General features: G+C 69.8%; 16 protein-coding genes. 11 read left to right on the top strand and 5 right to left on the bottom strand.

Features of this window, described 5'->3' with window-relative positions; all coding sequences use genetic code 11:
• Positions 1-96 precede the first annotated feature (96 nt).
• The 4 genes from V5F49_RS18740 (at position 97) to modC (ending at position 3,651) form a co-directional block, all read left to right on the top strand.
• Complete coding sequence (locus V5F49_RS18740; RefSeq protein WP_394117849.1) at positions 97-621, top strand: DedA family protein; 525 nt, start codon at positions 97-99, stop codon at positions 619-621.
• 158 nt (positions 622-779) lie between these two features.
• Entirely contained in the window at positions 780-1,559 is a 780-nt protein-coding gene (gene modA / locus V5F49_RS18735; RefSeq protein ID WP_394117848.1) for a molybdate ABC transporter substrate-binding protein, read from the top strand.
• Between the two features lie 206 nt (positions 1,560-1,765).
• Complete coding sequence (modB, locus tag V5F49_RS18730) at positions 1,766-2,455, top strand: molybdate ABC transporter permease subunit (protein ID WP_394117847.1); 690 nt, start codon at positions 1,766-1,768, stop codon at positions 2,453-2,455.
• On the top strand, positions 2,455-3,651 hold the full coding sequence (gene modC / locus V5F49_RS18725) for a molybdenum ABC transporter ATP-binding protein (protein WP_394117955.1): 1,197 nt from the start codon (positions 2,455-2,457) through the stop codon (positions 3,649-3,651). Before modB ends, modC begins: the two co-directional genes overlap by 1 nt.
• Here modC and V5F49_RS18720 read toward each other — a convergent pair.
• Both V5F49_RS18720 and V5F49_RS18715 read right to left on the bottom strand, forming a co-directional pair.
• Positions 3,557-3,979, bottom strand: a complete 423-nt coding sequence (locus tag V5F49_RS18720) for a winged helix-turn-helix domain-containing protein (protein ID WP_394117846.1) — start codon at positions 3,977-3,979, stop codon at positions 3,557-3,559. The two genes, modC and V5F49_RS18720, sit on opposite strands and share 95 nt — an antisense overlap.
• A 94-nt stretch (positions 3,980-4,073) precedes the next feature.
• Positions 4,074-4,919: an FTR1 family iron permease gene (locus V5F49_RS18715; protein ID WP_394117845.1), complete on the bottom strand. Its 846-nt coding sequence runs from the start codon at positions 4,917-4,919 to the stop codon at positions 4,074-4,076.
• 569 nt (positions 4,920-5,488) lie between these two features.
• Here V5F49_RS18715 and V5F49_RS18710 point away from each other — a divergent pair.
• The 6 genes from V5F49_RS18710 (at position 5,489) to V5F49_RS18685 (ending at position 12,448) form a co-directional block, all read left to right on the top strand.
• The gene (locus V5F49_RS18710; RefSeq protein WP_394117844.1) at positions 5,489-6,763 is read left to right on the top strand and encodes an imelysin family protein; all 1,275 of its coding nucleotides are present in this window, start codon (positions 5,489-5,491) and stop codon (positions 6,761-6,763) included.
• A gap of 7 nt (positions 6,764-6,770) precedes the next feature.
• Entirely contained in the window at positions 6,771-8,240 is a 1,470-nt protein-coding gene (locus V5F49_RS18705) for a multicopper oxidase family protein (RefSeq protein WP_394117843.1), read from the top strand.
• On the top strand, positions 8,237-9,502 hold the full coding sequence (locus V5F49_RS18700; RefSeq protein ID WP_394117842.1) for a di-heme oxidoredictase family protein: 1,266 nt from the start codon (positions 8,237-8,239) through the stop codon (positions 9,500-9,502). Before V5F49_RS18705 ends, V5F49_RS18700 begins: the two co-directional genes overlap by 4 nt.
• A gap of 25 nt (positions 9,503-9,527) precedes the next feature.
• Positions 9,528-10,625, top strand: coding sequence for an imelysin family protein (locus V5F49_RS18695; protein WP_394117841.1), 1,098 nt, complete (start codon positions 9,528-9,530; stop codon positions 10,623-10,625).
• Between the two features lies 1 nt (position 10,626).
• Entirely contained in the window at positions 10,627-11,796 is a 1,170-nt protein-coding gene (locus V5F49_RS18690) for a DUF1513 domain-containing protein (RefSeq protein WP_394117840.1), read from the top strand.
• A 91-nt stretch (positions 11,797-11,887) separates the two neighbouring features.
• Positions 11,888-12,448, top strand: coding sequence for an NADPH-dependent FMN reductase (locus V5F49_RS18685; RefSeq protein WP_394117839.1), 561 nt, complete (start codon positions 11,888-11,890; stop codon positions 12,446-12,448).
• Between the two features lie 54 nt (positions 12,449-12,502).
• On the opposite strand, the gene queD is transcribed toward V5F49_RS18685, so the two are convergent.
• Positions 12,503-12,859, bottom strand: a complete 357-nt coding sequence (gene queD, locus V5F49_RS18680; protein WP_394117954.1) for a 6-carboxytetrahydropterin synthase QueD — start codon at positions 12,857-12,859, stop codon at positions 12,503-12,505.
• A gap of 29 nt (positions 12,860-12,888) precedes the next feature.
• Positions 12,889-13,524: a 7-carboxy-7-deazaguanine synthase gene (gene queE, locus V5F49_RS18675; protein ID WP_394117838.1), complete on the bottom strand. Its 636-nt coding sequence runs from the start codon at positions 13,522-13,524 to the stop codon at positions 12,889-12,891.
• Positions 13,525-13,720: 196 nt separating this feature from the next.
• Here queE and V5F49_RS18670 point away from each other — a divergent pair, with 196 nt between their 5' ends.
• Entirely contained in the window at positions 13,721-14,662 is a 942-nt protein-coding gene (locus V5F49_RS18670) for a ring-cleaving dioxygenase (protein ID WP_394117837.1), read from the top strand.
• Between the two features lie 88 nt (positions 14,663-14,750).
• Here the strand turns inward: V5F49_RS18670 and V5F49_RS18665 are convergent, their stop codons facing one another.
• Entirely contained in the window at positions 14,751-15,881 is a 1,131-nt protein-coding gene (locus tag V5F49_RS18665) for an aminomethyl transferase family protein (RefSeq protein ID WP_394117836.1), read from the bottom strand.
• Positions 15,882-16,185 lie beyond the last annotated feature (304 nt).

The raw sequence follows: 16,185 nt of genomic DNA, 5'->3' as shown, positions 1-16,185 counted from the left end.
CTGGCAGGCCATCAGGGACCGGCCCGCACGCCGGACACGGGCCCGCCCCCTTGCGCCAGGGGACCGCGCCGCCAATCTCATCCGGCTGGAGGAGACATGTTCGACGTTCAGTCCATCGTCGCGGCCACCACCGCTTTCGTTCAGGAACACCACACCCTCGCGCCCGCCGTGGTGTTCGGCCTCGCCTTCGGCGAGTCGCTCGCGCTGGTCTCCTTCTTCATCCCGGCGACGGTGCTGCTGCTGGCCATCGGCGCGCTCATCGAGGCGAGCGGGCTGCATTTCTTCCCCATCTGGCTGGCCGCCGCCTGTGGCGCGGCCTTGGGCGACGCCATCTCCTACTGGCTCGGCTTCCACTACAAGGACCGGGCGAAGCGCTTCTGGCCCCTGTCGCGCCGACCGGACCTGGTGGCGCGGGCTGAGGACTTCTTCCAGCGCTTCGGCGTGTGGGGCGTGGCCGTGGGAAGGTTCTTCGGGCCGGTGCGCGCCGTGGTGCCGCTGGTGGCGGGGGTGATGGCCATGCGCCAGAGCCATTTCCAGCTGGCCAATCTGGCGAGCGCGGCCGTGTGGGCCTTCGCCATGCTGGCGCCCGGAGCGGCCGCGTTCAAGATGATGGGGTGGTAGCCCTGCCCTGCCGCGGCCAGATGCCGCACTGCAACAAAGCCTGCCCCGCAAACGGCAACAGAAGCGTGACGCCTGGAGCGTGACGCTTCTGTTTCGTAGCGGCATCCTGTATATGTGCGGACATATCACAGGATGATTGCAGAAGGGGAGCCATTGCCATGTCCCGTTTCTTCCTGCGCCGCGGTCTGATCGCCGGCCTTCTCCTTGCGGCCACGCTTGGGCCGGTGCGCGCCCAGGCCCCGGACGTCACCGTCTTCGCGGCGGCCAGCCTCACCAATGCCCTCGAGGACATCAGCAAGGCCTATGCGGCCAAGGGCAACACCACGCCGATCAAGTTCTCCTTCGCCGCCTCCTCGGGCCTTGCCAAGCAGCTCGAGGCCGGCGCGCCCGCCAACATCTTCGCCTCCGCCGACCTGAAGTGGATGGACTACACCGACACCAAGGGCCTGACCCTGCCCGCCACCCGGGTCACGCTGCTCGGCAATTCGCTGGTGATGGTGGCGCCCGCCGACAAGGCGAAGCCCGTCACCATCTCCAAGGGCATGGACATCAACGCGCTGCTCGGCCCGGACGGCCGCATCGCAACCGGCCTCGTGGATAGCGTCCCGGTGGGCGTCTACGCCAAGACCGCCTTCACCAATCTCGGCGTGTGGGACAAGGTGGCCCCCCGCATCGTCGGCGCCGAGAGCGTGCGCGCCGCGCTGGCGCTGGTGGAGCGCGGCGAGGCCCCGTTCGGCGTGGTCTATGCCACCGACGCGGCCATCGCCAAGAACGTGAAGATCGTCGCCGTCTTCCCGGCGGACAGCCATCCCCCGGTGGAGTATCCCTTCGCCCTGGTGAAGGGACAGGATACCCCGGCGGCTCGCGACTTCTTCGCCTTCCTGCAGGGGCCCGAGGCCAAGGCCATCTACACCAAGTACGGCTTCTCGGTGCGCTGAAGCTCGTCGTCCCGTTCGCCTCGCCCCCCTGCGCCCCGGCCGTGGCCACCCGCCGGTCAGCTCGCCTCGCAAGCTGACCGGACGCGCGATCTCCGGCCGCCCGGCAGGGCGCGGGGCGGAACGGGAATTGCTTCGCGCCGTCCGGGGGTTGGCTTAAGCTCCGGCTGCTGCGCCCCGAACCTCCCGCCGATCCGGAACCTCGCCTCATGCTGACCCCTGAAGAATGGACGGCCGTGCGGCTCAGCCTCGAGGTCGCCTTCTGGGCCACCATCTGGAGCCTGCCGCCCGCCATCCTGGTCGGCTGGGTGCTGGCCCGCCTCGACTTTCCCGGCAAGGGCCTGTTCGACGGCATCGTCCATCTGCCGCTGGTGCTGCCGAAGGTGGTGGTGGGCTATCTGCTGCTCATCACCCTGGGCACGCGCGGCTATATCGGCCAGTATCTCAACGAGTGGTTCGGCATCCGCCTCATCTTCACCACGGCGGGCGCCACCGTGGCCGCGGCGGTGGTGAGCTTTCCGCTGACCGTCAACGCCATCCGCCTCGCCATCGGCGGCATCGACCGGGGCATCGAGACCGCGGCCCGCACCCTCGGCGCCAGCCGGATGGACGCTTTCTTCACCGTCACCCTGCCGCTGATGATGCCGGGCGTGCTCTCCGGCAGCCTGATCTCGCTCGCCTCGGCGCTGGGCGAGTTCGGCGCCACCATCACCTTCGTCTCCAACGTCGAGGGGCAGACGCGGACCATCCCGCTCGCCATCTACAGCGCCACTCACATGCCCGACGGCGACGCCGCGGCGCTGCGCCTCACCGTGGTTTCGGTGATCCTCGCGCTCGGCTCGCTGATCCTCGCCGAAATGGCCGACCGGCGCATCCGGAACGCCCTGGGGCAGATATGATCGAGATCGACGTCTCCCTCGCCCGCGGCACCGGCTTCACGCTGGAGGCGCAGTTCGAGGCGCCGGACCGGGGCGTGACGGCCCTGTTCGGCCGCTCCGGCTCGGGCAAGACCACCATCATCCAGCTGGTGGCGGGCTCGCTTCGTCCGGACCGCGGGCGGATCGCGGTGGGCGGCGAGGTGTTCTTCGATTCCGAGCGCCGCATTGACATGCCCATGGAGCGGCGCGGCGCCGGATACGTGTTCCAGGACGCCCGCCTGTTCCCGCACATGACCGTCGAGAACAACCTGCGCTACGGCGAGCGGAGGGCGCGGAGGGCGCGTACCATCGGCTTCGACGCGGTGGTGGAGATGCTCGGCATCCGCCACCTGCTGCGGCGGCGCCCGCATACGCTGTCGGGCGGCGAGAAGCAGCGCGTGGCCATCGGCCGGGCCCTGCTGTCCCAGCCGCGCCTGCTGCTGATGGACGAGCCCCTCGCCTCCCTGGACGAGATGCGCAAGGGCGAGATCCTGCCCTATCTGGAGCGCCTCAGGGACGAGCTGGGCCTGCCGATCCTCTATGTGAGCCATTCGGTGGAGGAGGTGCTGCGCCTGTCGGACGCGGTGGCGGCGGTGGCGAACGGCAAGCTCATCGCCTTCGGCACCCTGACCGACGTGCTCTCGCGACCGGAGCTGCTGCCCATCCTCGGCCGGTTCGACGTTGGCACCATCATCGACTGCACCGTGACGGCGCATGATCCCGAGTTCGGCCTGTCCACGGTGGCGTTCGCCGACGGCGAGCTGCGCGTGCCGCTGGTGGGGCGGCCGGTGGGGGCGCCGGCGCGGGCGCGCATCCGCTCGCGCGACGTATCCCTGTCCCTGTCCCGGCCCATCGACGTGTCGGTGACGAATCGCCTCGCCGGCACCATCGCCCGCATCACGCGGGAGGAAGGGCCTTTCGCCGACGTGGAGGTGAGCCTCGCCAGCGGCCGCATCCATGCGCTGGTGACGCAGGAGAGCGTGCAGCGTCTGGCGCTGGAACCGGGCATGACGGTGTGGGCGATGATCAAGGCGGTGACGGTGGACAGCCGGCCGCTGGGCTTCAATTCCCCCGGGGCGGAGTTCAGGACGCCTTCGCCCGTCCCCGTGTCTCCGCCGGCCCCGCCTCCGGGGCTGCGTCTGATCTCGGGTGGTACTCCGCCGCAAGCGCCTGAGTGAGCTCCTTCACCGCCGCCTGCGTGGACTTGGCGGCCTGCCGTTCCATGGCGCGATAGAGCGCGATCAGCCGCTCGCCGAACGGCGTCACCTCCGTGCCGGCGCCACGGCGGCCGGGGAAGGTCACGATCACCCGCTGCTCGAACATGCGGTCCAGCTCATCCACCAGCAGCCACGCCCGGCGGTAGCTCATGCCCACCGCCTTGGCGGCCGAGAGGATGGAGCGATGCTCGCGGATCGCCTCCAGCAGCATGATCTTTCCGGGGCCGAGCGCCCGCTCGTCGGGAAAGTCCACGCGCAGGAACAGGCGGGCGCCATCCTTCTTCGTCACGGGGTTCCCTCCTGCGGCGCCCGCGCGGCGCTCGGTCCGTGCTGAGCATACCGGATCGGAAGGCCGGCGGATACCGCGCTCAGGCGCCCGCTTCTCAGGCCCGCGCCTGGCGCGGGGCGGCTGCGGCCGGGGCGCCGATCCGGCCGTTGACGATGGCGGAGAACACCACGATCACCGCCACGGTGGCGAGATAGGCGATCACCTGCATCCCGGTCGGCTCGGCGCGATAGCCGATGAGGGTGCGCAGCACGCGGCCGAGCGCGCTGTCGTCGGCGAGGAGCCAGCCGCTGTTCCACACCGGATCGGCCAGCGCCTGGATGAAGCCGGCGTCCTGGAGAATGCCGACCGACTGCGCCGCGAGGCCCGCCGCCACCAGCGTGATGAGCAGCGCGGTGACCTTGAACAGATGCTTCAGCGGAATGGCGACGAGCCCGCGATAGAGCACCAGCGACACCGCCCCACCGCCGGCGAGGCCGATGAGCCCGCCGAGCGCGACGGAACTCCACGTCTCGGTTCCGGTGGACACCATGCCGAAGCAGAACAGCACGACCTCGACGCCCTCGCGCAGCACCGCCATGCCGACCACGATGGCCAGCGCGGCGAGCGGCCGGCGGCCTTCCTTCACCGCGCGCCCCACCTCCTTCACCTCCGCCACCATCTGGCGGCCGTGGCTCGCCATCCACACCACCGTCCACACCAGCATCACCACCGCCACCGACAGGATGGCCGCGTTGAGGAGGTCCTGTCCGGACCCCTCGAAGGTGTTGGCGATCTGGTCGGCGAACAGGGCCAGCAGGGCAGAGCCGGCAAGGCCGCCGAAGATGCCGAGGGCGATCCAGCGACCGCGCTGCGGGATTCCCTCCGAGGCCGCGAGCACCACGCCGGTCACGATGCCCGCTTCCAGCACCTCGCGGAAGACGATGAGGAGAGCGGCGATCATCGGCAGGCTTCCTTCCTGGGCCGCGCGCCGTCGGCGTTGAGATCCGGCTGCGGCGCGTGGATGGCGAAAAACGGGTGGCAACGGCAACGACGGGACATGGCAAACGACGGAACATGGCAAGAGTGCAAAAGTCTTACGTAACGGAATGCGAATTCTCGGCGACAACTTGGCTCGACCTTATCACCCGCGTCACCGCGCTGTCACCGGGCGGGCCATTGTTTTGAATTGTTCAAATCAAAAACAAGGCCAATAACCCGCAACCCCGCGGCGGCATTCACATCCCCTGTTCCGGATCGAGGGGACGTGGCGCAGGTGTTCGCGCCTCGCCCACGAAGGGCGTCATGTCATGGCGCGTTGACCGTGGCGCCGGATGGCGGAGATCGACTGCAGCAGCGTCAGGTTGACGACAATTTGACTTCAATCCGACAAGTCTTCGCGTGCCGGTACACAATGGAACAATTCCATAGTCACGCCGACCGCTTGCCGCCCCCCGAACGCATCCCTAAGGTGCCCCGCGAAGGGTGCCGGGCACCTTTTTTGCCTCATTCAGTCCAGGGGAGAACAGGTCGATGCGCGCGCATGTTCTTGGCGCAGTCGTCGCCGTGGTGACAGCTTTTGCGGGGCCGGCTCTTGCCGATGCGCCCAAGCCGCGCGACGTCGTTGTCCATTATGCCAATCTCGCGGAAGTCATGTACCAGTCCTCCGCAGCCGCGGCGAAGGACATGCAGAAGACGATTCTCGCCTTCCTCGACGCTCCCTCCGCCGAGACCCTGGCCAAGGCCCGCGACGCCTGGAAAGCCGCCCGCGTTCCCTACATCCAGACCGAGGCGTTCCGCTTCGGCAACAAGGCCGTCGACAAGCTGGAGGGCAACGTCAACTCCTGGCCGCTGGACGAGGGGCTGATCGACTACGTGGACCGCAAGAGCTACGGCGAGAAGTCGGATGAAAATCCGCTCTACACCGCCAATGTGATTGCCTCGAAGACCATCCGCGTCGGCAAGAAGACCATCGACGTCTCCAAGATCACCCCCGCCCTGCTGCATGACCTCAACACCGCCGGCGGCGTCGAGGCGAACGTGGGCAGCGGCTGGCACGCCGTCGAGTTCCTGCTGTGGGGGCAGGACCTGAACGGCACCGGCCCCGGCGCCGGCAACCGCCCCTACACCGACTACGACCTGAAGAACTGCACCAACGCCAACTGCGACCGCCGCGCCGAATACCTGAAGGTCGCCACCGCGACCCTGGTGGCGGATCTCGAGGCCATGGCCGCCACCTGGGGGCCCAAGGGCGAGGCGCGCACCGCGCTGCTGAAGAACAAGGACAAGCCGGCGCTGGCGGTCATCTTCACCGGCCTCGGCTCGCTCTCCTACGGCGAGCTGGCGGGCGAGCGCATGAAGCTCGGCCTGATCCTCCACGACACCGAGGAGGAGCAGGACTGCTTCTCCGACAACACCCACAATTCGCACTATTACGACGAGGTGGGCATCCGCGACGTCTATTACGGCCGCTACACCAAGCCCGACGGCACCGTCGTCTCCGGCCCCTCGGTGGCGGACCTCGTGCGTGCCGCCGACCCGAAGATCGCCGACGAGATCGACCAGAAGTCCGACGCGGCGCTGGCGGCCTTGAAGAAGATCAAGGACACCGCCGACAGCGGCGAGATGTACTACGACATGATGCTGGCCGAGGGGAACGAGAAGGGCGCCAAGCTGATCCAGGACGGCGTCGACGCCCTGGTCGCCCAGGCCCACGCCATCGAGCGCGGCGTCGCCGCCCTGAAGCTGCAGATCAAGGTCGAGGGCTCGGCGAGCCTCGACGATCCGAAGGCGGTGAAGAAGAAGTGAGGACATCATGTTGATATCGCGCCGGGCGGTCCTGCTCGGCGGCGCGGCGGCGGCGACGGGGGTCATCCCCGCCGCCATCGGCCGGGAACCCCTCTCCCGCGATACCCTTCCCGCGAACGCCCCGGTGCGCCGCCTCCAGCTCTCCGCAGGCGAGATGGAGGCGGCGCTCCTCGGTCCGGACAAGCCGCGCACGCAGGGCTTCTGCGCCTATAACGGCACGCCCTTCTTCACGCTGCGCGCGCCACAGGGCACTCGCCTGCTGGTGGATTTCGAGAATCGCCTGCCCACGCCGACGACGGTGCACTGGCACGGCATCCGCGTGCCCTACCTGTCCGACGGCGTCTCGCCGCTCACCCAGGCGCCGGTCGCGCCGGGGGCGAGGTTCGCCTACAACGTGCCGCTGCCGGATCCCGGTTTCTATTTCTTCCATCCCCATTGCGACGAGACCGGGCAGGTGGGGCGCGGCCTCGCCGGCCTGCTGATCGTGGACGACCCGGCCGAGGCGAAGCTGGGCTTCGATCTCGAGCACATCATCGTGGTGAAGGACTGGCGCCTCGACGCGGACGGCCGCTGGCTGCCCATGTTCACGGACGACGGCGCCTCCACCGCCGGCACCTTCGGCACGGTGCGCGCCACCAACGGGCAGGTCGTGCCCCCGCGTGTGGAGGCCCCGGCCCATGGCGACGTTCGGCTGCGAGTGCTGGTGGCCGATTCCACCCGCACCATCGATTTCGGCTGCGAGACGCAGGACGCTGCCATCATCGCGGTGGACGGCCAGGCGACCACGCCGCCCCTCTCCTTCTCCCGCCTGCCGGACGAGATCTGGCGCATGGGTCCGGCCATGCGGCTCGACGTGCATGTGCGCATGCCCGGCCCGGGCGAGGAGGTGAAGGTCTACGACTACCGTACCGCCGAGCCCTATCTGCTCACCACGCTGGTGGCGGTGGACCGGGGCCGGCGCAAGACGGCCTTCGTGCCCAAGGCGCTGCCGCCGGCGAAAGTGCCGCTGCCGGACATGCGGCGGGCGCGGAAGATGGACTTCCTGGTGCAGACCTCCGCAGGCGCCACCGCCATCGCCCCGCCGCTGCCGGCCGATGATCCGCTGGCGAAGGCGCTCATCGATTCCCTGTGCGTGGGCGACCGCACCTTCTGGGCCATCAATCGCACCTCGTGGGGCGCGGGCGCCGACCTGCGCCTGCCACCACCGCTCGAGACGCTGAAGGACGGCGAGAGCTACGTGCTCTCCATCACCAACGTCACCAAGCACGTGCACCCCATGCATCTGCACGGGCATGTGTTCCGGGTGCTCTCCTCGTCGCGGCGCAAGGTGCCGCCCTATCTCGCCGACACGGTGATGACCGAGCCCAACGAGACCGTGGACATCGCCTTCCGCGCCACCAGCGGCGACTGGGTGTTCCACTGCCATATCCTGGAGCACATGGACGCCGGCCTCATGGGCTGGTTCCGGGTGGCATGATGGGTGCGCGCCGCCAGGCCATTGCCCTCGCCCTCGCCTTGACGGCCGGCATCGCCGGGCCTGCCGCGGCAGCCGAGACCATCGACCGGCTCGACATCGCCATCGGCAAGGCCCTGTTCCGCCGTGCCTGGGTACCGGCTCCCGCCTCCACTGGCGCCGACGATGGCCTGGGCCCCCTGTTCGACGCCCGCTCGTGCGCATCCTGCCATCCCGCCGAGGGCCGTGCGCCCGCGCGCATGGAGGACGGGACGGCCGGGCGCGGAATGGTGCTGGTGATCGCCCGGCCGGATGGCAGCGGCGATCCGGTCTACGGCCACCGCTTCCAGATCGATGCGGTGCCGGGCATCCCGGCCGAGGGGGTCATCGGCATCGCGGACACTGCGCTACCGGACGGCCGCATCGTCCGGGCGCCGCGGCCGGAGAAGCTGGGCTACGGCCCGCTCGATCCAGCAAGCGGCCTGTCCCTGCGCGTGGCGCCGGACCTGCACGGACGCGGCGCGCTGGCGCAGGTACCGGACGCCGCGCTCCGCGCCGTCGCCGCCGAACAGGCGCGCGGCACGGAGGGCGTCTCCGGCCGCGCGCGCCAGATCCGGCTGCCCGATGGCTCCACCGCCGTCGGCCGGTTCGGCTGGAAGGCGTCCCAGCCGGATCTGGCGCGTCAGTCGGCCGAAGCCTTCTTCCTCGACATCGGCCTCTCCAATCCGTTCCACCCGGAGCCGTGGGGCGATTGCACCGAGGCCCAATCCGCCTGCCGCGACGCCCCCCACGGCGCCGCCGCCCGCGCCCCGGGGAGCGCCGAGACGGCACCCGAGATCGGCACGCCGCTGCTCGACCGGGTCGTGGCGTTCGTCGCCGCCCTGCCGCAGCCGGAACCGGAGGTGCTCGCCGCGCCCGACCGCGCCGAAGGCCAGCGGCTGTTCGCCGCAACCGGCTGCGCCACCTGCCACCGGCCTGCCCTGCCGACCACCGGCGGCGGCACGGCGCGCATGTTCACGGACCTCTTGCTGCACGACATGGGGCCGGGCCTTGCCGACAGCATGCCCGAGCCGGGCGCTGCCGCCTCCGAATGGCGCACCGCGCCACTGGCGGGTGTATCCGACGCGCTCGCCCGCCAGACGGGCTTGCTGCACGACGGCCGCGCGCGCACCATCGACGAGGCCATCGCCTGGCACGACGGGGAAGCCACGTCCGCCCGGCGCCGGTTCGATGCCCTGACCGGCCCGCAGAAGGCTGCGCTCGTGCGCTACGTTTCATCGCTCTAGGTTTCAAGAGAGTTTGCCGGCCGCCATGTTGTCCCAGCCTTCATCCCTCCCCGCCCGCCTCGCGCTTGCGCTGGGGCTCCTCGTCGGCGCCGCCGGCCTTGCCCCCGAGCCAGCCCGTGCGGCCAACCCGGTGCTGGATCCGGTCCCTCTCATCGAGGGTTGGCTGCTGCCGCGCTATGACGCCCTCGCCGCGCAGACCGCCGCGCAGGCGCAGACGTGGACGGCGTTCTGCGCCAAGCCAGAAGCTGCCGGCGTGCCGGCGCTGAAGGAGGCCTACGGCAAGGCGGCCGATGCCTGGAACGCGGTGGAGTTCGTCACCTTCGGCCCGGTCAGCCTGTCGCTCAGGGCAGATCGCATCTCCTTCTTCCCGGACCGCCGCAACGCCATCTCGCGCGGGCTCGCCGAGCTTTTGGGCGACACGGATGCCGCCCGGCTGCAGCCGGAGCGGTTCGCGCAGTCCAGCGCGGCGGTGCAGGGCCTGCCGGCGCTGGAGCGCCTGCTGTACGAGGAGGGTGCGGCCGATGCGCTCGTCGCCGGTCCCGAAGCCACGCGCCGCTGCGCCGTGGGCACCGCCATCGCCACCAATCTCGCCACCATCGCGCGGGAGATCCGCACCGCCTGGGGCGACCGCGGCACCGGGGTGCTGGGCTCCATCGTCTCGGGCAAGGGCGATCCGGCCCTGTTTCCCGATGTCGGCGCCCTGCCGGGCATGATCCTGACCGACCTGTCCGGCGCCTACCAGCGCGTGTCCGACACCAAGATCCTGCCGGTCATGGGCTCCGGCCCTGCCGACACCAAGCCGACGCTGGCCGACAGCTGGCGCTCCGGGCGCTCCGGGCGGGTGGCGGCCAACATGATCCGCAGCGCCGATCAGCTGCTCGTCGCCGTCGGGACACAGATGCCGACCCGACCGCAATGGGTGGTGAACAAGGCGGCCGGTACCGCCGATGCGGCCGCCGACAAGCTGCCCGCGGACATCGGAGCTGCGGCCGCCACCGCGCAGGGGGCCACTGCGCTGCAGGCGGCGCTGAAGGCGTTCAAGGGCGCGCAGGCGACGGTCTACCGTCCGGTGGCGTCCTATTTCGCCATCTCGCTGGGCTTCAACGCGCTCGATGGGGATTGAGATGGCCGCGGGCTTCGAGGATCTCGGCCGGCGCGCCTTCCTCACCGGTGCCGGCGCGCTGCTGGTGGCGGGCCGCGGACCGCGGGCGCTGGCCGCCGGACTGCCGGCGGATGCGATGGGCGGGGGCTGGCTCGCGACCGCCGGCGTAGGCGAGGGCTTCGCCGCGGTAGGGCTCGACGGAGCGTTCGCCGCCGTGACCGAGGCGCCATCCGCCGATCGCCTGCATGGCGTCGAAGCGAGCCCGACCGGCTCTCTGGCAGTGGCGGTGGGGCGCAGGCCGGGCCGTATCGCGCTGGTGTTCGACCGGGAGAAGGGCGGCGCGGTCACGAGCTTCGGCCCCGGCGCCGGGCGCGTGTTCTCCGGCCACGGGCGGTTCACCGCCGACGGCGCCCTGTTCCTGACGAACGAGATCGAGCGCCCGCCCGAGGGCGCGCGGGCCATGGGGCGCGGCGTTGTGACGGTGCGCGAGGTTGCGGGCGGCTTCGCCATCCGCGACGAATGGGCAAGCGGCGGCGACGGCCCCCACGATCTCATGCGCTCCGGCGCCGTGCTGGTGATCGCCAATGGCGGCATCGAACCGAACACACCGGAGGCGCGGGACGCGGAGGCGACCGGCTCCGGCGTCGCCCTGCTCGATCCCCTCACCGGCGCCACCTGCGCCGAGGGGCATCTGTCCAGCGCCCTTGCGAGCCTGTCGCTGCGCCACCTCTCCCGCGACGGGCACGGCGGCACGGTGGTGGCGGCGCAGGACCTGCTGAAGGACGGGGAGGCCCGTCCGCTCCTGTTCCGTATCGGCGAGGGTGGCGCGTTGACCGCCTTCGATGCGCCGGAGGAGGCATGGCGCGCCTTGCGCGGATACGTGGGCTCGGTGGCGCACGATCCCTCGGGCCGGCTGGTGGCCTGCGCCTCGCCGCGTGGCAACCGGGTGGCCGTGTGGGAGGCGTCGGGCCGCTTCCTCGGGGCGGTGCCGCTCACCGATGGCTGCGGCCTCGCCGCCGGGCCAGAGGCGGGCACCTTCATCGCCGCGTCGGGCTATGGCGAGGTGATTCTGATCCGCGCCGACAGCGAAGGCGTCGGCATCGCCGCGCGACGGGCCGGCGGGCCGCGCTTCGACAACCACATGGCCCGCGTGGCATGGGCGCCGGCCACCGGCCCGCACGCCGCCCCCTGATTTTTTTCCGGCCCGCGCGGCTCGCGGCCTCCGGCTTCGCTATTGTCGTCCCGGCTGCGGGGTCGCGGTAGATGAACGATGAGGCAAAGCCATGAACTGGGTCGTCCTGGTGGGCAGCGTGCGCAAGGGCTCTCTCAATGCGGCGCTCGCCCGCGCGCTCGCGGACCTTGCCCCCGAGGGGGTCACGATCGAGATCCTGCCCTCGGTGGCGCAGATGCCGATCTATGACGGGGACATCGAGGCTGCCGGCATTCCGGAGGCCGTGAGCGCGGTCGGCGCCAGGATCAAGGCCGCGGATGCGCTGGTCATCGTCACGCCGGAGTATAACTATTCCGTTCCCGGCGGCCTGAAGAACGCGCTGGACTGGCTCTCCCGCCTCAAGGACCACCCGCTCAAGGGCAAGCCGACGCTGATCCAGTCCGCCTCGCCCGGCGGCATGGGCGGGGCGCGGGCCCAGTATCACCTGCGGCAGGTGCTGGTGGCGCTCGACGCGCTGGTGATGAACGTGCCGGAGGCCATGGTGGCGCAGGCGCACACCAAGGTGACCGACGGCGCCCTCACCGATCAGGGGACGCGCGATTTCATCACTGGGCAGCTGGCCGCGTTCGCGACCTTCGTCCGCAAGGCGAAGGCGGCCGAGGCGATCGTCTGAGCCCACCTCGCGAAGCCGCGCGCCCGCCTCTTGAAAGGGGCGGGCGCGTGGGTGCTACTCGCCGGCGAACTCGGCGAAGGACATGGGCGTCTCATATACCCGCACGCTGGCGAGCAACGGCAGGAGCGGCTTGGTGCGCTCCCAGATCCAGGCGGCGATGATCTCGGCCGTGGGATTCTCCAGGCCGTCGATGTCGTTGAGGCAATAGTGGTCCAGCTGCTTCAGCAGCGGTCCGAAGGCGGCTTCCACGTCGAAGAAGTCCACCACGAAGCCGGTCACGGGGTCCACCGGCCCCTCAAGCGTCAGGTCCACGCGGTAGGAATGGCCGTGCATGCGCCGGCAGCGATGGGTCTCCGGCACGTTGGGCAGGAAATGGGCGGCCTCGAAGGTGAAGCCCTGGGTGATGCGCACCCGCCGCGGCAGCGGGGAGGGGCTCGAAGTCATGGAATGCCGATCATCTTGTGGGTCTGGAGGGACAGCCGCCAGCGCGGGTGCGCCAGGCAGTAGGCCACCGCGGCCTGCGTGTTGCGCAGGCGGTCGGGCCCATCCATGGGCTGCAGGAAGAAGTGCGTGAAATCGAGCGTCGCCAGCGCCTCGGGATCGATCCCTTGCTGGGGGAAGACGAGCTTCAGCTCGCTGCCGGCCGTCTGGCGCAGGGCATTGCCGGCCTTGGGGCTGACGCAGATCCAGTCGATGCCTTCCGGGGCCTCCAGCGTGCCGTTGGTCTCCACCGCGATCTCGAAGCCGTGGCCATGCACGGCGTCGATCAGCGCCGGATCGAGCTGCAGCAGCGGCTCGCCACCGGTGAACACGACGAAGCGCCGCTCCGGCGCGCCTTCGCCCCAGGTCGCGGCGATTGCATCGGCGAGCGCCGACGCATCGGTGAAACGGCCGCCACCCTCGCCCGAGGTGCCGACAAAATCGGTGTCGCAGAAACGGCATGCGGCGTCCGCGCGGTCCTCCTCCCGGCCGGACCACAGATTGCAGCCCGCGAACCGGCAGAACACCGCGGCACGCCCCGCCTGTCCGCCCTCCCCCTGCAGGGTGCGGAACATCTCTTTGACAGAATAAGCCATGGGCCGATGCCTTTAGACCGAAGGCGGCCCGGAAGGAAGCCCGCGGCTGCATGCGTGCAGATCGGCAATCATTATTGGACCATTGGCAGATCCATCTTGCAGACGAGCAAGCCCGCTTTGCAGCTTCGCGCGTCGCATCGGGGGGAGGAAGGGCCTATCTCGGTGGCAACGGATTTCACCCGATCGGGAGACAGCCATGCAGCTCACCGGCCTCCACCACGTCACCGCCGTCTCGGCGGACGCGCCCTACAACCACCGCTTCTACACCCAGACGCTCGGCATGCGGCTGGTGAAGAAGACCGTGAACCAGGACGATACCTCGGCCTACCATCTGTTCTACGCGGATGGCGACGCCAATCCCGGCACCGACCTCACCTTCTTCGACTGGCCGGTGCCGGCGGAACGGCGCGGCACCCATGCCGCGGTGCGCACCTTCCTGCGCGTGCAGGACGAGGCGGCGCTCGAATACTGGGCCGCCCGGCTGGCGGATGCCGGTGTCGCCCACGGCGGCATCGAGACCCGCGATGGCCGCGACATGCTCCCGTTCGAGGATCGCGAGGGTCAGCGCCTCGGCCTCATCGTCGATGGCGGGCGCGGGCCCGGCGTGCCGTGGGCCAAGAGCCCGGTGCCGGCGGCGCACCAGATCCGCGGCCTCGGCCCGATCCTGCTCTCGGTGCCGGATCTCGCCCCCACCGCCGCCGTGCTGATCCATGTGATGGGGATGCGGGAGGCGCGGGTCTATGCCAGCGAGGAGGGTCGCGCCATCCATGTGTTCGAGATGGGCGGGGGCGGCCCCGCCGCGGAAGTGCATGTGAAGGTCGAGCCGGGGCTCGATCCCGCCCATCAGGGGGCCGGCGCGGTGCATCACGTGGCGTTCCGCGTCACCACCTTCGACGAGTATGAAGAATGGGCGCGCCGCCTGCGCGAGCTGCGCATCCCCAACAGCGGCATGGTGGACCGTTTCTACTTCCGCTCGCTCTATTTCCGCGAGCCCAACGGCATCCTGTTCGAGCTCGCCACCGACCAGCCGGGATTTGCCGCCGACGAGGACCCGGCGCACCTCGGCGAGCGCCTCTCCCTGCCGCCCTTCCTGGAGGACCGGCGGGCGCAGATCGAGGCCGGGCTGAAGCCGCTCTGAGGCCGGCGGAAGACCGGCACCGGAACGAAAAAAAGGGCGGCCGGACGGGGAGTTCCCGTCCGGCCGCCCTTCTGCGTGATGAGGATGCTCAGGCCCGCTCGTCCAGCGGATGCGTGCGCAGGCGCATGGGATCGTAGAAGGGCGTGCGCACCACGGCCGCCTCGTAGCTCGCCTCGCCATCCGTGACGGTGAGCCCCGTGCCGAGCGCGGTCACATCCGGCTTCAGGGAAACGAGAGCCAGCGACTTCATCAGGTGCTGGCTGTAGGTGGTGGAATTCACCACGCCCACCTCGGCGCCGTCCTTGTAGATCTTGGCGCCCGGCGTCATGGCCACGGGCGCGAGCACCTCCAGCCCCGCCTGGTGGGTGCGCTCGGTGCCCTTGCGGGCGATCAGCGCCGCCTTGCCGCGGAAATCGGGCTTCGACAGGTCCACGGACCAGTCCATCAGCACCTCGAAGGGCGTCGTATCCTTGTGCGGCATGTCGAACGGGAAGAACAGCAGCGCCCCCTCCACCCGCACGATGTCGAGGCAGTCCCACGACACCGGCATGGCGCCGAACGGCTTGCCCACCTCCAGGATCTTGTCCCACAGGAACACCGCATCATTGGCGGAGCAGAACACCTCGTAGCCACGCTCGGCCGAATAGCCCCCGCGCGCGAGCGACACCGGGATGCTGAACAGGGTGGTCTTGCCGTGCCCGAAATAGGGCAGGTCCTTCAACGTCATGGGAGTATGGGGCGCGAGGATCTCCAGCGCCTTGGGGCCCTGCAGGGAGAGGATGTGCACGTCGTTGTCGCGCGCGAAGGCGACGTCGAAGCCCTGCGCAACCACCGGCAGGGCCTCTTCGAGCGCGCCGCCGCCGTGCGACAGGCGGAAGGCGCCATCGCCGTCCACATAGACCAGCACGTCGTCGATCAGCCCGCCATCGTCGCCGACGATCGAGGCGATCATGGAGCGGCCGGCCGGCACCTTCGAGATATCGGCGGTGACAAGCTGGTTGATGAAGGCCAGCGCATCCTTGCCGGAGACGTTGATGATCTTGAGCGCGGAGACATCGAACAGGCCGGCGCGGTAGCGCACCGCCTCGGTCTCCAGATAGGGGTCGGTGGCGTAATGCTGGGGAATCGCCATGTCGTTCCACGATTCCTCGAGCCTGGAGCCGAGCTCCCGGTGACGCTCATTGAGGATCGATTGGCGCCAGATGGTTGCGCTCGTCATCCTGTCCCCTCTCTTGGCCCTTGGCCTTGTCTGGAAATTGGAGAGGCGGAGGGCGCGCCGGCATCGCGTCACGCGGCCGCACGGACGGCCGTTCCGTCTCGACGCGCACATCCTGTGCGGCCGACACAGCTTGTGTCAATTACTTTTCCTGTGAAGAAATTTTTACGGCTTGTCGCCTAAAAACAAGGCCTTACGAATGCTGCAACGGTCACGATTCCGCTCGTTCGGCCTCCGGATTGGGCACGGATATGCCCAATCATCGGGCTTGCACACGCCGCAATCAATGGCAGAGTGTTTCTACGGC

The organism is Xanthobacter lutulentifluminis, assembly GCF_043194675.2.
Lineage (GTDB): Bacteria > Pseudomonadota > Alphaproteobacteria > Rhizobiales > Xanthobacteraceae > Xanthobacter.
Note: the sequence above shows the minus strand (reverse complement) of the source record. Positions and strands in the feature narration are given on the sequence as shown.